At 47.4% G+C, this 16,983-nt stretch carries 14 protein-coding genes; 8 read left to right on the top strand and 6 right to left on the bottom strand.

Going from position 1 to position 16,983, the window contains the following annotated elements; all coding sequences use genetic code 11:
* Positions 1 to 15 precede the first annotated feature (15 nt).
* On the bottom strand, positions 16 to 792 hold the full coding sequence (locus HMPREF9370_RS03920) for a ferredoxin--NADP reductase (RefSeq protein WP_009116031.1): 777 nt from the start codon (positions 790 to 792) through the stop codon (positions 16 to 18).
* Positions 793 to 1,177: 385 nt separating this feature from the next.
* On the opposite strand from HMPREF9370_RS03920, the gene rng reads away from it, so the two are divergent.
* Positions 1,178 to 2,671, top strand: coding sequence for a ribonuclease G (gene rng / locus HMPREF9370_RS03915; RefSeq protein WP_040666870.1), 1,494 nt, complete (start codon positions 1,178 to 1,180; stop codon positions 2,669 to 2,671).
* 93 nt (positions 2,672 to 2,764) lie between these two features.
* Here the strand turns inward: rng and HMPREF9370_RS03910 are convergent, their stop codons facing one another.
* From HMPREF9370_RS03910 to grpE, 3 genes are all read right to left on the bottom strand, one after another.
* Positions 2,765 to 3,370 (bottom strand): trimeric intracellular cation channel family protein, encoded by a 606-nt coding sequence (locus tag HMPREF9370_RS03910; RefSeq protein ID WP_009116029.1) that lies wholly within the window; start codon positions 3,368 to 3,370, stop codon positions 2,765 to 2,767.
* Positions 3,371 to 3,919: 549 nt separating this feature from the next.
* Positions 3,920 to 5,860 (bottom strand): molecular chaperone DnaK, encoded by a 1,941-nt coding sequence (gene dnaK, locus HMPREF9370_RS03905; RefSeq protein WP_009116027.1) that lies wholly within the window; start codon positions 5,858 to 5,860, stop codon positions 3,920 to 3,922.
* A 172-nt stretch (positions 5,861 to 6,032) separates the two neighbouring features.
* Entirely contained in the window at positions 6,033 to 6,596 is a 564-nt protein-coding gene (gene grpE, locus HMPREF9370_RS03900) for a nucleotide exchange factor GrpE (RefSeq protein ID WP_040666869.1), read from the bottom strand.
* A gap of 285 nt (positions 6,597 to 6,881) precedes the next feature.
* Between grpE and yajC the strand changes: the two genes are divergently transcribed.
* The 3 genes from yajC (at position 6,882) to secF (ending at position 10,068) form a co-directional block, all read left to right on the top strand.
* Positions 6,882 to 7,181, top strand: a complete 300-nt coding sequence (gene yajC / locus HMPREF9370_RS03895) for a preprotein translocase subunit YajC (protein WP_009116025.1) — start codon at positions 6,882 to 6,884, stop codon at positions 7,179 to 7,181.
* A gap of 75 nt (positions 7,182 to 7,256) precedes the next feature.
* Positions 7,257 to 9,122, top strand: a complete 1,866-nt coding sequence (secD, locus tag HMPREF9370_RS03890; protein ID WP_040666868.1) for a protein translocase subunit SecD — start codon at positions 7,257 to 7,259, stop codon at positions 9,120 to 9,122.
* 10 nt (positions 9,123 to 9,132) lie between these two features.
* Positions 9,133 to 10,068, top strand: coding sequence for a protein translocase subunit SecF (secF, locus tag HMPREF9370_RS03885; protein WP_009116023.1), 936 nt, complete (start codon positions 9,133 to 9,135; stop codon positions 10,066 to 10,068).
* Positions 10,069 to 10,182: 114 nt separating this feature from the next.
* On the opposite strand, the gene gdhA is transcribed toward secF, so the two are convergent.
* Entirely contained in the window at positions 10,183 to 11,523 is a 1,341-nt protein-coding gene (gene gdhA / locus HMPREF9370_RS03880; protein ID WP_040666866.1) for an NADP-specific glutamate dehydrogenase, read from the bottom strand.
* A gap of 445 nt (positions 11,524 to 11,968) precedes the next feature.
* Between gdhA and HMPREF9370_RS03875 the strand changes: the two genes are divergently transcribed.
* Entirely contained in the window at positions 11,969 to 12,763 is a 795-nt protein-coding gene (locus tag HMPREF9370_RS03875; protein ID WP_009116021.1) for a thymidylate synthase, read from the top strand.
* 160 nt (positions 12,764 to 12,923) lie between these two features.
* Here the strand turns inward: HMPREF9370_RS03875 and HMPREF9370_RS03870 are convergent, their stop codons facing one another.
* Positions 12,924 to 14,672, bottom strand: a complete 1,749-nt coding sequence (locus tag HMPREF9370_RS03870; RefSeq protein WP_009116019.1) for an alkaline phosphatase D family protein — start codon at positions 14,670 to 14,672, stop codon at positions 12,924 to 12,926.
* A 448-nt stretch (positions 14,673 to 15,120) separates the two neighbouring features.
* On the opposite strand from HMPREF9370_RS03870, the gene HMPREF9370_RS03865 reads away from it, so the two are divergent.
* The 3 genes from HMPREF9370_RS03865 to HMPREF9370_RS03855 all read left to right on the top strand — a co-directional run bounded on the left by HMPREF9370_RS03865 (position 15,121) and on the right by HMPREF9370_RS03855 (position 16,892).
* Positions 15,121 to 15,558: a hypothetical protein gene (locus tag HMPREF9370_RS03865; RefSeq protein WP_009116018.1), complete on the top strand. Its 438-nt coding sequence runs from the start codon at positions 15,121 to 15,123 to the stop codon at positions 15,556 to 15,558.
* A gap of 11 nt (positions 15,559 to 15,569) precedes the next feature.
* The gene (locus HMPREF9370_RS03860) at positions 15,570 to 16,352 is read left to right on the top strand and encodes a helix-turn-helix transcriptional regulator (protein ID WP_009116017.1); all 783 of its coding nucleotides are present in this window, start codon (positions 15,570 to 15,572) and stop codon (positions 16,350 to 16,352) included.
* 93 nt (positions 16,353 to 16,445) lie between these two features.
* Positions 16,446 to 16,892, top strand: coding sequence for a VOC family protein (locus HMPREF9370_RS03855; protein WP_040666863.1), 447 nt, complete (start codon positions 16,446 to 16,448; stop codon positions 16,890 to 16,892).
* The last annotated feature ends 91 nt before the right edge of the window (positions 16,893 to 16,983 follow it).

Genomic DNA, 16,983 nt, shown 5'->3' with positions numbered 1-16,983 from the left:
AGCTTGTCAAATCACCTAAAACCCGTTTTCCATCATTATCTGCCCCGGCACGCGGTTGCGGTGCATGGCGAAGCCCATGTCGAGCAGGGTTTGGAAGGTGTCTTTAACCATGGCGGGGTTACCGCAGATCATGAAGCGTGTGTCGGCTGAAGTGAATTGCATATCGAATGCGGCGGCGAGTTCGCCGTTTTTCAAGAGTTCGGGCAGGCGTTTGCCGAGTGCGTCTTCGGCGGTTTCGCGTGTAACGACGGGGACGAAATGCAGTTTGTGGAAATGTTCTTCAATCAGCGGATGCTCGGCCAAGGCGGCGATTCGGCCGTTGAAAATCAGTTCTTCGGCATAAGATACTGAATGGGCAAGCGCGAGGCGGTCGAAGCGCTGCCAGATTTCGGGCTGCTCCAAAATGGATAAAAACGGTGCGATGCCGGAGCCTGTGCAGAGCATCACCAAGTCTTTGCCGTCGGGGAAACGTTCGGGCAGCAGGAAGCCTGTGGCGTTTTTGTCGAGCAGGATGGTGTCGCCCTCTTTCATTGCCGCCAACTTGGCCGACATGGGGCCGCCTTGTATCAATACGGCGAAATATTCGAGTGTGTCGGCGTATTCGGCGGAAACAACAGAGTAGGCGCGCCAGATAAAGCCTTCGCCGTCGCGGAATCCGAGGCGGGAAAACTGGCCGGCAGAAAAGCGGTAGCTTTCGGGGCGGGTAATCGCGAATGTGATGAGTTTGGGCGTGTGGTGCTTAACCCACAAAACGGTCTCTTCTGTGTATTTGGCCTCGGGTGCGGCTGCCATGAATATATCCTTTTAATTATGTGTGTGGTTTTCAGACAGGCATTATACCTAATGCCTGTCTGAAAAGCGGCACAGCGGCTAAACTTAACATTTCATAATGCTTAGGCCCGCTTTGCCATACCATGTGTACAGCCTGCGGTTCTCAGTCATGTATGAAATAGTGTTTCACAGCTATAAAAGCCTTCGTGCGAACCATGAGTTTTGTATGCACTTTACATTAAACAAAAATGCTGCTTTGCCATAACGCCGCTCTTTCCTATAATACGAGATGCCTGTCTGAAAAAATGTAGGCAAATTGCCTCTTAATAAACACAAGAATGTTCTGCCACAGCTTTTTAACGTTAAGAATCTGCGGCAGAAAATTTTTGAATTCAGAAAGTGATTTATGTTACCCAGCATCCCTTTGCACAAGGATATTGTGCGCCCTCCGGAAACCATTTTGGTCAACATCACCCCGCAAGAGAGCCGTGTAGCGATTGTTGAGGAAAACAATATTTGCGAGTTGCATATCGAGCGCAACAGCGGCCACAGCTTGGTGGGCAATATTTATTTGGGCATTGTGCGCCGCGTATTGCCGGGCATGCAGAGCGCGTTTATCGACATTGGCTTGGAGCGCGCTGCGTTTCTGCATATTGTCGATGTGTTGGAGCAGCGGCAGAATCCGGATGCCGACCAGCGCATCGAGCATATGCTGTTTGAAGGGCAAACCGTTTTGGTTCAAGTAATTAAAGACCCGCTCAACAGCAAGGGCGCGCGGCTTTCCACCCAAATTTCGCTGGCCGGCCGTTTTCTCGTGCATCTGCCGCAAGACAGCCATATCGGCATTTCCCAGCGTATTGAAGACGAAGAAGAGCGCAACCAGCTCCGCCAGCGCTTGGAAAACCTGCTGCCTAAAGAAAACCACGGCGGCTACATCATTCGCACCAGTGCCGAAACGGCAACCGATGCCGAACTGCAGGCCGATATCGAATATCTGACCAAAGTGTGGGCGAATATCCAGTATCAGGCAAAAACCCGGCCTGCCGAAACCATGTTGTATCAGGACCTGCCTTTATCGCTGCGCGTGTTGCGCGACATGTTCAGCGACAATACGGTCAAAATCCTGGTTGATTCCAAAGAAAATCACCAGAAAATGTGTGAATTCGCCGCTCAATATGTGCAAGGTGCGGCGGAGAAAATCGAATGGTTCACGGGCGAGCGGCCTCTGTTTGAAACTCATAATGTGGAGCAGGAAATCAACCGCGCCCTGCAACCGCGCGTTTCGCTCAATTTCGGCAGCTACCTGATTATCGAATCCACCGAGGCGATGACCACCATCGACGTGAATACCGGCGGCTTTGTCGGCGCGCGCAATTTTGACGAAACCATTTTCAAAACCAACCTTGAAGCCTGCCACGCCATCGCCCGCGAGCTCCGTTTGCGCAATATCGGCGGCATTGTGATTATCGATTTTATCGATATGGTGTCGGAAAACCACCGCGAGGCCGTGCTACAGGAGCTGGCCAAAGCCCTGAGCTTCGACCGCACACGGGTAACGCTCAACGGCTTCACAAGCCTCGGCCTGGTCGAGCTTACCCGCAAACGCACGCGCGAAAGCCTGAGCCATGTGCTGTGCGAATCCTGCCCCACCTGCCAGGGGCGCGGCCGCCTGAAAACGCCACAAACCGTGTGCTACGAAATCCAGCGAGAAATCGTCCGAGAAAGCCGTCGCTTCGATGTGAAGCAGTTCCGCATTCTCGCCTCGCCCGAAGTGATTGATTTGTTTTTAGACGAAGAATCCCAATCGCTCGCGCTGCTGATCGACTTTATCGGCAAACCGATTTCGCTGGCGGTAGAAAACAGCTATACGCAAGAACAATATGATGTGGTGCTGATATAAGGCATCCATAAACAATGCCTGTCTGAAAAGCTCGAGCTTCGCAAAACCCGCGTTGCTCGTTTTCAGACAGGCATTGTTGTTGCAATCGTTTATTTAGAAACGCGGCAGCGTCCAAGCCACCCGGTGCGCCCACAAACGCAAAGCGTAGCCGGCAACCAGCAGCACATTCAACACCAGCGGATTAATCCAGCCCAACATGTTCAGAAAATACATTGCCAAGCTGATGATCACCGCCACCGTACCGTAAAAATCCTTACGCAAAATCATTGGAATATCGTTCACCAACATATCGCGCACAATTCCGCCGCCCACCGCCGTGATAAATCCGAGCATCACCACGCCAAAAATATTCAAATCCAGCGACAAACCCAATTGCGCCCCGGTAATCGTAAACGCCACCAAACCTAAAGAATCCGCCCACACAAACACGGCCGCCAGCTCCCGCTTTCTGCTTTTCTGCAACTTAAACAGCCAAGCCAGCAGCAAAGTGATGCCGATAACCACCCATGCCGTGTTCTGGGTAAACACCAGCGGAATGCGCCCGATAATGGCATCACGCATAATCCCGCCGCCCACCGCCGTGAGCAAAGCAAGAATCAGCACACCCAGCATATCCAAGCGTTTGCGCACGCCGACCAGATAGCCGGATAAGGCAAACGCGGCAGTGCCGATAATATGGATGATTTCCGTGGTTGTCATAATAACCGAACAGCAAATAAAAAAGGATTAAGGATTATAGTGAATCAACTTAACTTTTGCTACGCCGTTGCCGCGCCTTAGCTCAAAGAGAACGATTGTGTAAGCTGCTGAAGCAGCAACAAAATCAGTCCCGCACTACCTGTACTGCCTTCAGCTTGCGGCCTTGTATCAAAAAATAGTACGCTTGTCATACTCGGACTTGACTCAAGTATCTTGAGTTCCAGTAACTTTAAGAGATACTCGAGTCAAGCCCGAGTATAACGGTATCGTTATTAAACTGAAGTGAATTGACTATATAGTTAATCAACTTAACTTTTACTACGCCGTTGCTGCACCTTGCCGTACTATCCTTACTTGCTGCGGCTTGCTGCCTTGTATTAAAAATGTGTTGATTAACTAATGTGTTGATTAATTATAGTGAAAACGACCGGTACAATATCCATGCCTGTCTGAAAAAAGTTTTTCAGACAGGCATGATAAAACCGGTTGCCCCTATCAACCGGCACAAAAAAGCGCTGCTTTTTAAGCAGCGCTTTTTGCCTTCGACAATTATTTGTCGTCTTTTACTTCAGTGAAATCGGCGTCCACTACATCGTCATCGGCTTTCTTGCCTGAAGCGGATGCGTCATCCGCCTGGCCTGCACCGGCAGCACCTTGGGCTTCCGATTGCGCTTGAGCATACACAATCTCACCCAGTTTTTGGCTAGCAGCACCCAAAGCTTCGGCTTTAGCGTCGATTTCGGCCTTGTCTTCGCCTTTAACTGCTTCTTCAGCGGCTTTTACGGCGTCTTCGATTTTAGCTTTTTCTTCTGCGCCCAGCTTATCGCCGTGCTCATCCAAAGATTTCTTCACAGAGTGAATCAATGCTTCGGCTTGGTTGCGTGAAGCCACGAGTTCGGTCAGTTTTTTATCCTCTTCGGCATTGGCTTCAGCATCTTTCACCATGCGTTCGATTTCCTCCTCGCTCAAACCTGAAGAGCCTTGGATGGTAATCTTCGCCTCTTTGCCTGTGCCTTTGTCTTTGGCAGACACATGCAAAATGCCGTTGGCATCGATATCGAAGGTTACTTCGATTTGCGGAATGCCACGCGGTGCAGGTGCGATGTCGCCCAAGTTGAAGTTACCCAGCGATTTGTTGGCAGAAGCACGTTCGCGCTCGCCTTGCAATACATGGATGGTTACCGCACTTTGGTTGTCTTCGGCAGTCGAGAACACTTGCGACGCTTTGGTCGGGATGGTGGTGTTTTTGTTGATGAGTTTGGTCATCACACCGCCCATGGTTTCGATACCGAGCGACAACGGGGTTACGTCAAGCAGCAATACGTCGCTGCGGCCGCCGCCCAATACTTCACCTTGAATCGCAGCACCCAGTGCCACAGCTTCGTCAGGGTTCACATCTTTACGCGGATCTTTACCGAAAAACGCTTTCACAGCCTCTTGCACTTTCGGCATACGGCTTTGACCGCCGACCAAAATCACGTCGTCGATGTCGCCTACGCTAAAGCCAGCATCTTTTACGGCAATACGGCAAGGCTCGATGGAGCGCTCGATCAAATCTTCAACCAAGCTCTCGAATTTGGCACGGGTAATTTTCATCGCCAAGTGTTTCGGGCCTGACGCGTCCATTGTGATATATGGCAGGTTAATTTCGGTTTGTTGGCCGCTTGATAATTCGATTTTTGCTTTTTCAGCCGCTTCTTTCAGGCGTTGCAGCGCCATCACATCTTGCTTCAGGTCAATGCCTTGCTCTTTTTTGAACTCGGAAATGATATGGTCGATCAAGCGTTGGTCGAAGTCTTCACCGCCCAAGAAGGTATCACCGTTGGTAGCCAATACCTCAAATTGTTTTTCACCGTCAACATCAGCAATTTCAATGATGGAAATATCGAACGTACCGCCACCCAAGTCATAAACAGCGATTTTACGATCGCCTTTGTTGCCTTTGTCCATACCGAAAGCCAATGCGGCAGCGGTCGGTTCGTTGATGATACGTTTTACATCCAAACCGGCAATGCGGCCGGCATCTTTGGTGGCTTGGCGTTGGCTGTCGTTAAAATAAGCAGGTACGGTAATCACGGCTTCAGTGACTTTTTCACCCAAATAAGCTTCGGCTGCTTCTTTCATTTTGCGCAACACTTCAGCAGAAACTTGCGGCGGAGACAATTCCTTACCTTGCGCTTTCACCCAAGCATCACCGTTTTGCGCTTTAATGATTTCAAAAGGCATCAAGTCGATGTCTTTTTGTACTTCTTTGTCTTCAAATTTATGGCCGATTAAGCGTTTGGCCGCATAAATTGTGTTTTTTGGGTTGGTTACAGCCTGACGTTTTGCAGGCGCACCCACCAATACTTCGTTACCATCTAAATAAGCAATCACGGAAGGTGTGGTACGCGCACCTTCTGCATTTTCAATTACGCGTGTTTGGCCGCCTTCCGAGATGGCGACACATGAGTTGGTTGTACCTAAGTCGATACCGATTACTTTTGCCATTATTTTATAGCTCCTTGAATATAGAATATTGTTGGGACTTACAGCCCTGTTCGGTTTGTTAAATAAGGCTTGCCGATTATTTTTCAAGTGTGGATAACTGTTTTTGATTAAATTTAATTTCTTAAAAATTCAAACAATTATCCAACACAATAACTTTTCCAGGCTTACATTGTTAAGCTTCGTTACCCTTCGCTACCGTTACCATTGCCGGGCGCAATACTCGGTCGGCCAATGTATAACCTTTTTTCATCACATTAACGATGGTATTGGGTTCTTGCTCACTCTCCACCATTTGCATAGCTTGGTGATGATGCGGATCGAGTTTATCGCCGGGCTGCGGGTTGATTTCTTTAATTTGGGTTGAATCAAATGCCTTATTTAATTCATTCAAAGTCATCTGCACGCCCATTTTCAAAGCATCGAAATTACCGCTTTGGTCAAGCAGGGCCATTTCCAGATAGTCTTTTACCGGCAGCATTTCGGTTGCAAATTTTTGGCCTGCAAATTTATGCGTTGCCAAAATCTCTTCTTGGTGACGGCGACGCAGGTTTTGCTCGTTTGCCAAGCCTCGCAGCTGTTCTTCCTTCAACTGTTCCTCCAGCTCAGCCACTTTAGCTTGCAATTCTTCATAAGTAGGTGTTGTTCCTTGCTCGGCTTCATCCTGCTGCTCTGAAGATTCAATGTTTTCTTCGTTATCAGTCAAATTTTCTTCTGGATATTGGGTTTGTTCTGTCATATTTCGTCCCTTACGGAATAAAGAGGTAAATTTCATAATGTTCTCGATACATGATTTCTCTATATAGGGCTGCCTCTAACTGTTTCAAGAGGTATTTTTTTATTAGACTGTATGATGCCTGTCTGAAAACCGTTTTTCAGGCAGGCATTGGTAAATGAACGATAATAAATGTGGAAATTTCTTGGAAAAAAGTGCCCTGCCCTTTAGAATAATGCATTAAAGAGCGGCTATCTCTTTAAATAAAGGATAGCCTGTTTATGGATAATTTTAATAGATGGATAACAAATGATTGAATTTGCATACGCCGCAGATGCCGCTGCCCAACCCAACATGCTGATGCAGTTTGCTCCGTTGATTCTGATTCTGGTGGTTTTCTATTTTCTGATTATGCGCCCGCAACAGAAAAAATTTAAAGCCCATCAAGCCATGTTGGCCGAACTGAAAAGCGGAGATCGTGTGTTGCTTGCTTCAGGTTTTGTAGGCCGCATTGTGCGCTCAGATGATAAGTTCTTTACTGTTGAAATTGCCAGAAACGTTGAAGTTCAGGTAGAGCGCAACGCTGTTGCCAGCAAGCTCGAAGCCTAATCTTTATTTCAAGGCCGCAGCCGGTATTTACCGGCCTTGCGGCTGTTTGTCTTTATAAACCATGAAGATTTACCTATGAACCGTTATCCGCTTTGGAAATACCTGCTGATTCTGGCCACCATTATTTTGGGCGTTCTCTACACGATACCCAATTTCTTCGGCGAAACACCGGCTGTTCAGGTTTCCACCAACCGGCAATCCATTGTTATCAACAATCAAACCGAAAATCGAATACAAACCGCATTGCAGCAGGCAGGCATCGCTTCTGACGGCATGTTTATTGCCGATAACTCGCTGCGTGTGCGCTTTAAAGACACCGACACACAAATCAAAGCCCGCGACGTTATCGAAAAAACGCTGGGGGATGGCTATATCACGGCTTTGAACCTGATTCCCAACAGCCCAGACTGGATGGCGAAAATCAAAGCCAATCCGATGTTTTTAGGTTTGGACTTGCGCGGCGGCGTGCACTTCACCATGCAAGTGGATATGAAAGCCGCTATGCAGAAAACTTTTGAACGTTACGCCGGCGATATCCGCCGTGAATTGCGCCGCCAGAAAATCCGCGCGGGTAACATCGTGCAAAGCGATAACAGCATCGCCGTACCTTTCCAAAACGAAGCCGATTTAAACAAAGCTCAAAAAGAGCTGCAGAAACTCTTGCCGCAAACCACTTTAACCAGCGACGGCAACCGCCTGATTCTAACCCTGTCTGAAGATGCAATTAATCAAATTCGTTCCGATGCGGTTAAACAAAATATTGCAACCCTGCACAACCGTGTTAATGAATTAGGCGTAGCAGAACCCGTTATTCAGCAAGCCGGCGCAGACCGTATTGTTGTGCAGTTGCCCGGTGTTCAAGACACTGCCAAAGCCAAAGATATCATTGGCCGCACCGCCACATTGGAGGTGCGCATGGTTAACGACGATCCTGTTGCATTCCAGCAAGCTGTTTCAGGCAACGTACCTGCCGGTTACGAATTGCTTTATACCGGCGGCGAACAGCCTCAAGCCGTATTGGTTAACCGCCAAGTTGAATTAACCGGCGACAATATTAATGATGCCCAACCCAGCTTCAATGAAAACGATCAACCTGCCGTTAGCATTAACTTCGACAATACCGGCGCTGCTATTTTTGCAGACCTGACACGCCATAATGTCAAAAAACGCATGGCGATGGTATTGATCGACCAAGGTAAAGCGGAAGTGGTTACCGCGCCTACGATTAATGAGCCGATAACCGGCGGACGCACCATCATTTCCGGCAGCATGTCTATTGAGGAAGCCAACGATATTTCCTTGCTATTGCGTTCAGGCTCTTTGGCCGCACCAATGGAGATTGTGGAAGAACGCACCATCGGCCCTTCTATGGGTAAAGAAAATATTGAAAAAGGTTTCAATTCAACCTTGTGGGGCTTTGTGGTAGTGGCCGCATTTATGGTGATTTACTACCGTGTATTCGGTATTTTCTCCGTGGTCGCACTCTGCGCCAATCTGCTGTTCCTAATGGCTATTTTATCGGCCCTGCAAGCCACTTTGACCTTGCCCGGTATTGCCGCTATCGCGTTGACATTGGGTATGGCCATTGACTCAAACGTGCTGATTAACGAACGCATCCGCGAAGAATTAAGAGCCGGTAAAAAGCCCCAAACTGCCATTAATGAAGGCTATAAACACGCGTGGGCCACCATTGTCGACTCAAATATCACTTCACTAATTGCCGGTATCGCCTTGTTGATTTTCGGCTCAGGCCCGGTTCGCGGTTTTGCCGTAGTGCATTGTATCGGCATCCTTACCTCAATGTACTCTTCGGTAGTGGTTTCGCGCGCATTGTGCAACCTTTGGTACGGAAGCCGTAGAAGCCTGAAAAAAATTGCCATTGGCATTAAAAATCCGGTTGCTGTTAAAGCGGCAAATATTGATGTTGCCGATACAGAATAAGGAGTAACACATGGAACTGTTTCACTTTAAACGCGACATTCCGTTTATGAAATACGGTAAGCTCACCACATTTATTTCCCTGCTTACCTTTGTAATGGCGGTATTTTTCTTATTTACCAAAGGCTTGAACTTTTCGGTAGAGTTTACTGGCGGCACAGTAATGGAGGTCCAATACAGTAAACCGGCCGAAATCAATAAGGTGCGGCAAGATTTAAACGTGCTCAACTTGGGCGAGGTTCAAGTTCAGGCATTAGGAAGTAACCGGCATGTAATGATCAGATTGCCGAATAAAGAAGGTACAACTTCGGCAACTTTATCTAATCAGGTTATGAATATTCTGAAAAAAGACGACCCTCAAGTCAGCTTGCGCCAAGTAGAATTTATCGGCCCTCAAGTAGGTGATGAATTGGTACAAAACGGCTTGATTGCCTTATCTTTGGTGATTATCGGCATTATTATGTATCTTTCGGTGCGTTTTGAATGGCGGTTTGCCGTATCAGCTATCATCGCCAACATGCACGACGTGATTATTATCTTGGGCTGTTTTGCATTCTTCCAGTGGGAATTTTCTTTAACCGTATTGGCCGGTATTCTTGCTGTTTTAGGCTATTCGGTAAACGAATCAGTTGTAGTATTCGACCGTATTCGCGAAAATTTCCGAAAAGGCAGTATGCGTAATAAAAGCGTGCCGGAAATCATTGACAATGCGATCACTGCCACCATGGGCCGCACCGCAATCACGCATGGTTCAACCGAAGCGATGGTACTCGCCATGTTGATTTTCGGCGGCAGTGCATTGCATGGTTTTTCTTTAGCACTGACTATTGGTATTGTGTTCGGTATTTATTCATCAGTTCTAGTGGCCAGCCCTTTACTGGTTATGTTTGGACTAAGCCGCGAAAATATTGCCAAACCCCAGAAAGCTAAAGAAGAAGCAGTTGTATAGCAATCAAACTCTTGCTACTTTGCCATTCAATTTAAAATGCCTGTCTGAAAATTTTCAGACAGGCATTTGTTTAGTTACAGCCCTATTCAAGCTATTTAGTCAATCAACAGGCGATCACACCACGCCTTGTGCCAACATCGCATCAGCCACTTTCTTGAAGCCGGCAATATTTGCGCCGTTCACATAATTCACATAGCCGTTTTCAGAGCCGTTGGCCACGCAATTTTCATGGATATTTTCCATAATATTGAATAAGCGTTGGTCCACTTTGCCGCGTTCCCAAGACAAGCGGATATTGTTTTGACTCATCTCCAAACCTGAAGTGGCCACACCGCCCGCATTAGAGGCTTTACCCGGCGCGTAAAGGATTTTCGCGTTCACAAACACCTCAACCGCGCCCAAAGTAGAAGGCATATTCGCGCCTTCCGCTACACAGAAGCAGCCATTAGACAACAAGGTTTTCGCATCGCTTTCATCCAATTCATTTTGCGTTGCACAAGGCAATGCAACTTCGCAAGCCACACCCCATGGTTTTTGGTTGGCAAAATATTGCAGGCCTTGCTCTTTGGCATAAACTGACAAACGCTCGCGACGAACTTCTTTCAGCTCAATCAAAGCAGCCAATTGCGCTTCGGTCATACCTTGATCGCCAAAAAGTACAAAGCCGTTGGAGTCAGAAACAGTCAGCACTTTCGCACCCAATTGGATGGCTTTTTCGGCAGCATATTGCGCCACATTACCCGAGCCGGAAATCACTACTTTCTTGCCGGCCACGCTGTCACCTTTGGTTTTCAGCATACTGTCTGCAAAATAAACCGTGCCATAGCCTGTTGCTTCAGGACGGATCAAGCTGCCGCCGTAGCCCAAGCCTTTACCGGTCAGCACAGAAGTGAACTCATTGGCAATGCGTTTGTATTGGCCGAACAAGTAGCCGATTTCGCGCCCGCCTACACCGATATCGCCCGCAGGCACGTCAGTATTGGCGCCGACGTGGCGGTAAAGTTCAGTCATAAACGCTTGGCAGAAACGCATCACTTCGCCATCGCTCTTACCTTTCGGGTCAAAATCAGAACCGCCTTTACCGCCGCCCATAGGCAGAGTGGTCAATGCATTCTTAAACACTTGCTCGAAAGCCAAGAATTTCAACACGCCCAAATCCACGGTCGGATGGAAACGCAAGCCGCCTTTGTAAGGTCCGATGGCAGAATTCATTTGCACGCGGTAGCCACGGTTTACTTGTACTTGACCTTGATCGTCCACCCAAGAAACGCGGAACATAATCACCCGCTCTGGTTCTACAAGGCGCTCCAACAACCCTTGTTGGGTATATTTTGGATTTTTCGCCAAGAAAGGAGCCAAACTGCCAAACACTTCTTCAACAGCTTGGTGAAACACGGATTGGTTAGGGTCGCGTTTTTTGATTTGTTCGAATAGATTATTTAGATTTACCGACATAATGTTCTTCCTTAAGATAAAAGTGAAGTTAACAAAGCTGTGAAATAAATTTACAGTGTCTATAAATATAAACCTCTTAAATGGCTTTGCCAAGAAAAAAATGTATAAAATTGTCAACATTTTCAATTTACATTATTTTTATTTTTAGCAGTTAAAAACCCAAAGACATCATATTTAAAACATTATGCCTTATTTTTTAAATTTATTAAAATTAAGAGCCCTTTCGAACACACGCGAAGAAATATTTTTTAAAGAAAACAACATAAATTTGATTTAAGGTAAAAAAATTAAACTTTGATGCAAAACACGACAACCAACCCAATTCAAGCAGTTAACCAAGCAGCTTAACCTACCTGCCAAGTAACAAAACTGCATACACCGCCTACGCAAATGTTACAATGCCGCCTTGTCTGACATGCCTGAATATTACACATAAGGAACTTTAATGAAAGCCTACCAAGATCTGATGCAACATGTACTCGAACATGGAACAGATAAAGCCGACCGCACCGGCACGGGCACACGCTCTATATTCGGTTACCAAATGCGTTTTGACTTAAGTGAAGGCTTTCCATTATTAACCACAAAGAAACTGCATCTTCGCTCGATTATTCACGAGCTTCTGTGGTTTTTAAAAGGCGACACCAATATCAAATACCTGAAAGACAATAATGTGTCGATCTGGGATGAATGGGCAGATGAAAACGGCAACCTCGGCCCGGTTTACGGCTACCAATGGCGCAGTTGGCCGGCTCCCGATGGCAGGCATATCGACCAAATCTCCAATCTAATCCAGCAAATCAAAAGCAACCCCGATAGCCGCCGACTGATTGTTTCCGCATGGAACCCTGCGCTGGTAGACGAAATGGCTTTACCACCCTGCCATGCCTTGTTTCAATTTTATGTAACAAACGGCAAACTCTCATGCCAGCTCTACCAACGCAGCGCCGACATCTTCTTAGGTGTGCCTTTCAATATAGCCAGCTACGCCTTGTTAACCATGATGGTGGCGCAAGTTTGCGGTTTGCAAGCAGGCGAGTTTATCCATACATTTGGCGACGCTCATCTTTACAACAATCATTTCGAGCAAGCCGAGCTGCAATTAACCCGCGAACCGCGCTCACTGCCGAAAATGAAGTTAAACCCTGATATAAAAGACCTTTTTGAATTCAAATTTGAAGATTTTGAATTAATCGATTACGACCCGCACCCGCATATTAAAGCGCAGGTTGCTGTTTAGATGCTCAAACCAGGCATATTTCATGCGATTTGGTAGAAAAGGAATAACAACCGCAAACGTTGGTTTCATCATACGCTTCGTTACTCCAAACAAATGCCTGTCTGAAAACCCATAAAACTTTTTCAGACAGGCATTCCCATGAACTCAAACTAAAACCAACTCAACTGTTTTTTACCGGCTCAATAGCCAGCAAATGATTGGTAAATGCGTCTTTTGTTTCGCAACGCCAGCTTGCCCATAATTTACCGCCTTTCATATCTTCATCCAACTCAAGCGCAAGCCAGTTTCGCGCCGCTACTACATAGCGGTTAGACGCAGGGAACAGCATCATTTCAGCCTCAGTACAACCGTCCAGTTTCTGCTTTTTCTTGGCCAACGAATTGAGCATTTGGCAAAACAAACGCTCCATCACAGACACCAGCGAAGGATGTACCACCGCACTGGAGGTAAGCTGCTGAATCTGCGTGCTGCCGTCGCAGCAATCCGTGTCGGTGCGTGAAACCACGCCCCATGCGGCAACATGCACATCCCCTGACAATACGGTTACGCGCATTTGCTTTTCTTGCGCTGTTCTAAACAGCGTTTCTATCAAACGCTTGCGTTCGCCTTCATGATCATCATTGGTCCAATGATCTTTCAAATCATCGGCGCTGCTGTCGAGCACATGGTCGTAGCCCAGATTGTCCATCAGCAGCTCTGCCAATGAAAGTTTGGGGTGCATCACCGGCACCGATGATACAAACAATAAATGGCGCGAGCCGCCGGCTTCGGGAATTCCTGATGCCAGCCATTTCTGCATCGAATGCCATGTTGTCGGCCCCATAATCTGCTCATGCGAACGCTCGGTGCGCAAATCCGCCACCAGCAGGCTGACGGGGCCGATAGCGTGGGCAAAAGAGAAGCCGGGCTGATTATCGAATAAGGGCAAAGCCAGTTTGTCTGATTTCAACACTTTCGACCACTCAATCGGCTCAAATATCGGGTCATCAATCCGCATATTAATATCCGTGCGCAGCTTTAATTCAGGAAGCTGCTCTTCAGCCTGCTGCATCTGAAACACCCAAAACGCGCGCCTTGCGTGATAAAACATCCTTTGAAACAGCGGGCAGCGCTGCATTTCCGGACTATGAGACCCCCAACCGTCGAAAATGTCATGGTCATCCCACATCATCACAGTAGGGATACGCGCCATACCGTGTGCCGAATCCAAAGTTTTGTTAGACGAACCCCACGGCGCATGATTGCTCGGCAGCCAACGGCTCAGATAAAAATTAATGTAATAATCGCCTATCACCTTTTCGAGCTGTGCGTTAACCTTGTATTTCAATTGCTCCTTGCGCGGCAGGCCGATCCACTTTTTCAACAGCTTAATATCTTCCCAAATAGGATCAAAATAAATCTGATCACCGCCCATCACCATCAGATGAAAGCGTTGCAAACCTTTATCATGCGTGCGCGCTTCGTGCCAAAGCTGCTCCTTATCCAGCTGATAACGCGGCGGGCGCACGGTTTTATCGTGATTACACAATAAATCTTCCCAAACCGCATTTTCGCCTTTAATCAACTTTCGGATACCGTTGGCATCCGAAAAACCATTGCACGACACATAAACCATACGCGGCGCCTGCCCTTTGGCCGGAACGGTAAAATGCCATACTTCATCAACCCCATCGATACGGTATTCAACCCTTCTTTCCTGCGCCCGCTGTTTGCATGACAAATCATAACGCAGATAAGCTTTCCCGCCATGCCGCAACAATATTTTCGGCGCATCGGTCGCCACTCCGTCCACCCGCACCACAGGGAAAAGCTCAGTATCGGAAACGCCGATCATCGCACTCACTTTCCACTGCCCCTGCTCTGCCCCACCACGGAACGACAACACTGGGCCAAGATACAGCTTTGTCATATAGTTTCTCCTTTATTTCAAAATCAGACTGCGCCAACCCGTCTGCCCAAAGAAGCAAACGCACCTGCTTTATATAATTCATTATGAATTTTTTGTATTCTAACAACGTGTCATTTTCATTCATATTGCGTTCAACCAATATCCGCTGCTTTCCTTTAAATGATTCAACCAAATTTGACCTGAAGCAAAACTGATTTACCGGATTACAATCAAATCATTTATCAAATCAGCATATATAATCAATGCCTGTCTGAAACTTTTCAGACAGGCATTTTGAGATTCATATTCTCATCAGCTAAAATTGATGTAAAACAAAAAATAACAGATAAAAAACGATTGGATAAGGTCGCAAAAGAATCACATATCACAAAGCCGTAACAGGCTGCTTTGAACCCGCATTTACCGAGCATGCTCAATTACCAACAATCTATTTTTCAGAAAGCCCGCAATGAAAACTTTTCCTACACATCTCTTACGCCCACGCTACGCCGCTTTACTCGGTTCGCCAAACGATGCTTCCTTAACCATCCCACTACATACATTTAAATGGAACGACGACTACGAAGAAGAAGAAACCGAAATCCGCCTCGACAGCATCAGGCTGCCCTCACTCCAACCGGAAGATTTAATCGGCCGCACATTCCAATTTCCCCTCAACGATGCAGCAGCCACCCCAACCACGCCTTATATCGACGGATCGATTTATCTTGATGGAGTACACCATCCGATTGACGTAAACGCTTTAACCTTCCAAGCTAACTCCGACGGCAGTGTTTCCGTTACCATAGAAGGCGTTTATTGTTTTGACTACGAAGGTTTGGACGGCTACACAGACACACCGTTTACTTTAACCACCCCTGTCAGCTTTACAGAGCCCTACGAATAAGCACCCAAACTATGCTTTCACTAGACGAAGTAACCACCCATATCAGAGCCTGTCTGAAAGACAACCCCACACCAGCCGATATCGCCGCACATTTCGGCTACAGCCGCTTCTATCTCAGCCGCTGGTTTCATCTTCAGACAGGCATTTCCATGCGCGACTACATTGCGGCCCTCAAAATCGAACAAGGCATCGGGCCTCTGATTGAAGGCAAAAGCATTATCGAATCACAACTTGAAGCCGGCCACGCCAGCGCAGGCACATACAGCCAACGCTTCCATTACCATACCGGCCAAACCCCGCGCGATTACCGCAATCAAGCCGCAACCGCAAGCCGCATTTTCAACGAACAGGTTTCCGAACCCACCTCCCGCGCCCTTCCCCATTACAACTTTGATCCTGAAAAACACCGGCAACCGCATCCTCTCAACATCTCCATTTCAGGCGCAAATTCGCACAGCGTAGTATTTGCCGGCCTGTTTCCCGAACCCATCCCTCGCGGCGTGCCCATAGTCGGCAACGCCTTATTCCATACCAGAAGTTTCTCAATCCGTAATGTGCCCGACGGTATTTATTATCTGCTCGGTTGCGAAATCGAACCCAGCCTCAACCCTTTGCACTATTTCCGCCTCGACCACTGCCTGCGCGGCATCCACCCCGAACCCATTTGCTTTCCTTTGGCCGCTCCGCTTACGGTAAGCTTAAACATGCGTCCCTTCCAATCCAGCGATCCGCCGATTACCGTCAATCTGCCCAAGCTGTTGTTTGAATTTATCAAAGCCCAGCGCAATCCGTGATAAATAGCTTTTCTTCAAATACCTTATCATTGCCGCAAGGCCTGTCTGAAAAAAACGGGCTTCTCCCAATCAAACCACACAATGGAGAACACCATGAAATTCATTCCATATCTTTATTTCAACGGCGATTGCGCCGAAGCTATTGAATTCTATGCGCAACTCTTCAATGCAAAAATCACCGACCGCTATACCTACAACGACATGCCGCCTGATCCCGATATGCCGCCCTTATCCGAAGCAAACAAACAAAAAATCATGCATGCCCAGTTAACAATCGGTTCGCAAACCTTAATGGCATCCGACATTGTCTCCGAGCTATGCGCCACAGGCAGCGGCTATCAAAAACCGCAAGGCATACAAATCAATATCAGCGTGAACACCCCTGCCGAAGGGCAACGTATTTTCAATGCCTTGGCAGAAGGCGGCACCATCGAAATGCCGTTTGAAGCAACTTTCTTTTCCCAAGGCTTCGGTATCGTTACCGACCGCTTCGGCATTCCCTGGTCGATAGACAGCGGCGAGGCTGAACCCGGTAAGTAAACTTATTGCAATAAGCTATTCAAACTGAATCACATAAAAAGGCTGTCTGAAACAAAGTTTTCAGACAGCCTTATCCATAATAACTCCCCAC

Source organism: Neisseria wadsworthii 9715 (assembly GCF_000227765.1).
Taxonomy (GTDB): Bacteria; Pseudomonadota; Gammaproteobacteria; order Burkholderiales; family Neisseriaceae; genus Neisseria; species Neisseria wadsworthii.
The sequence above is the reverse complement of the archived record's forward strand: the minus strand, read 5'-3'. Positions and strand labels throughout refer to the sequence as shown.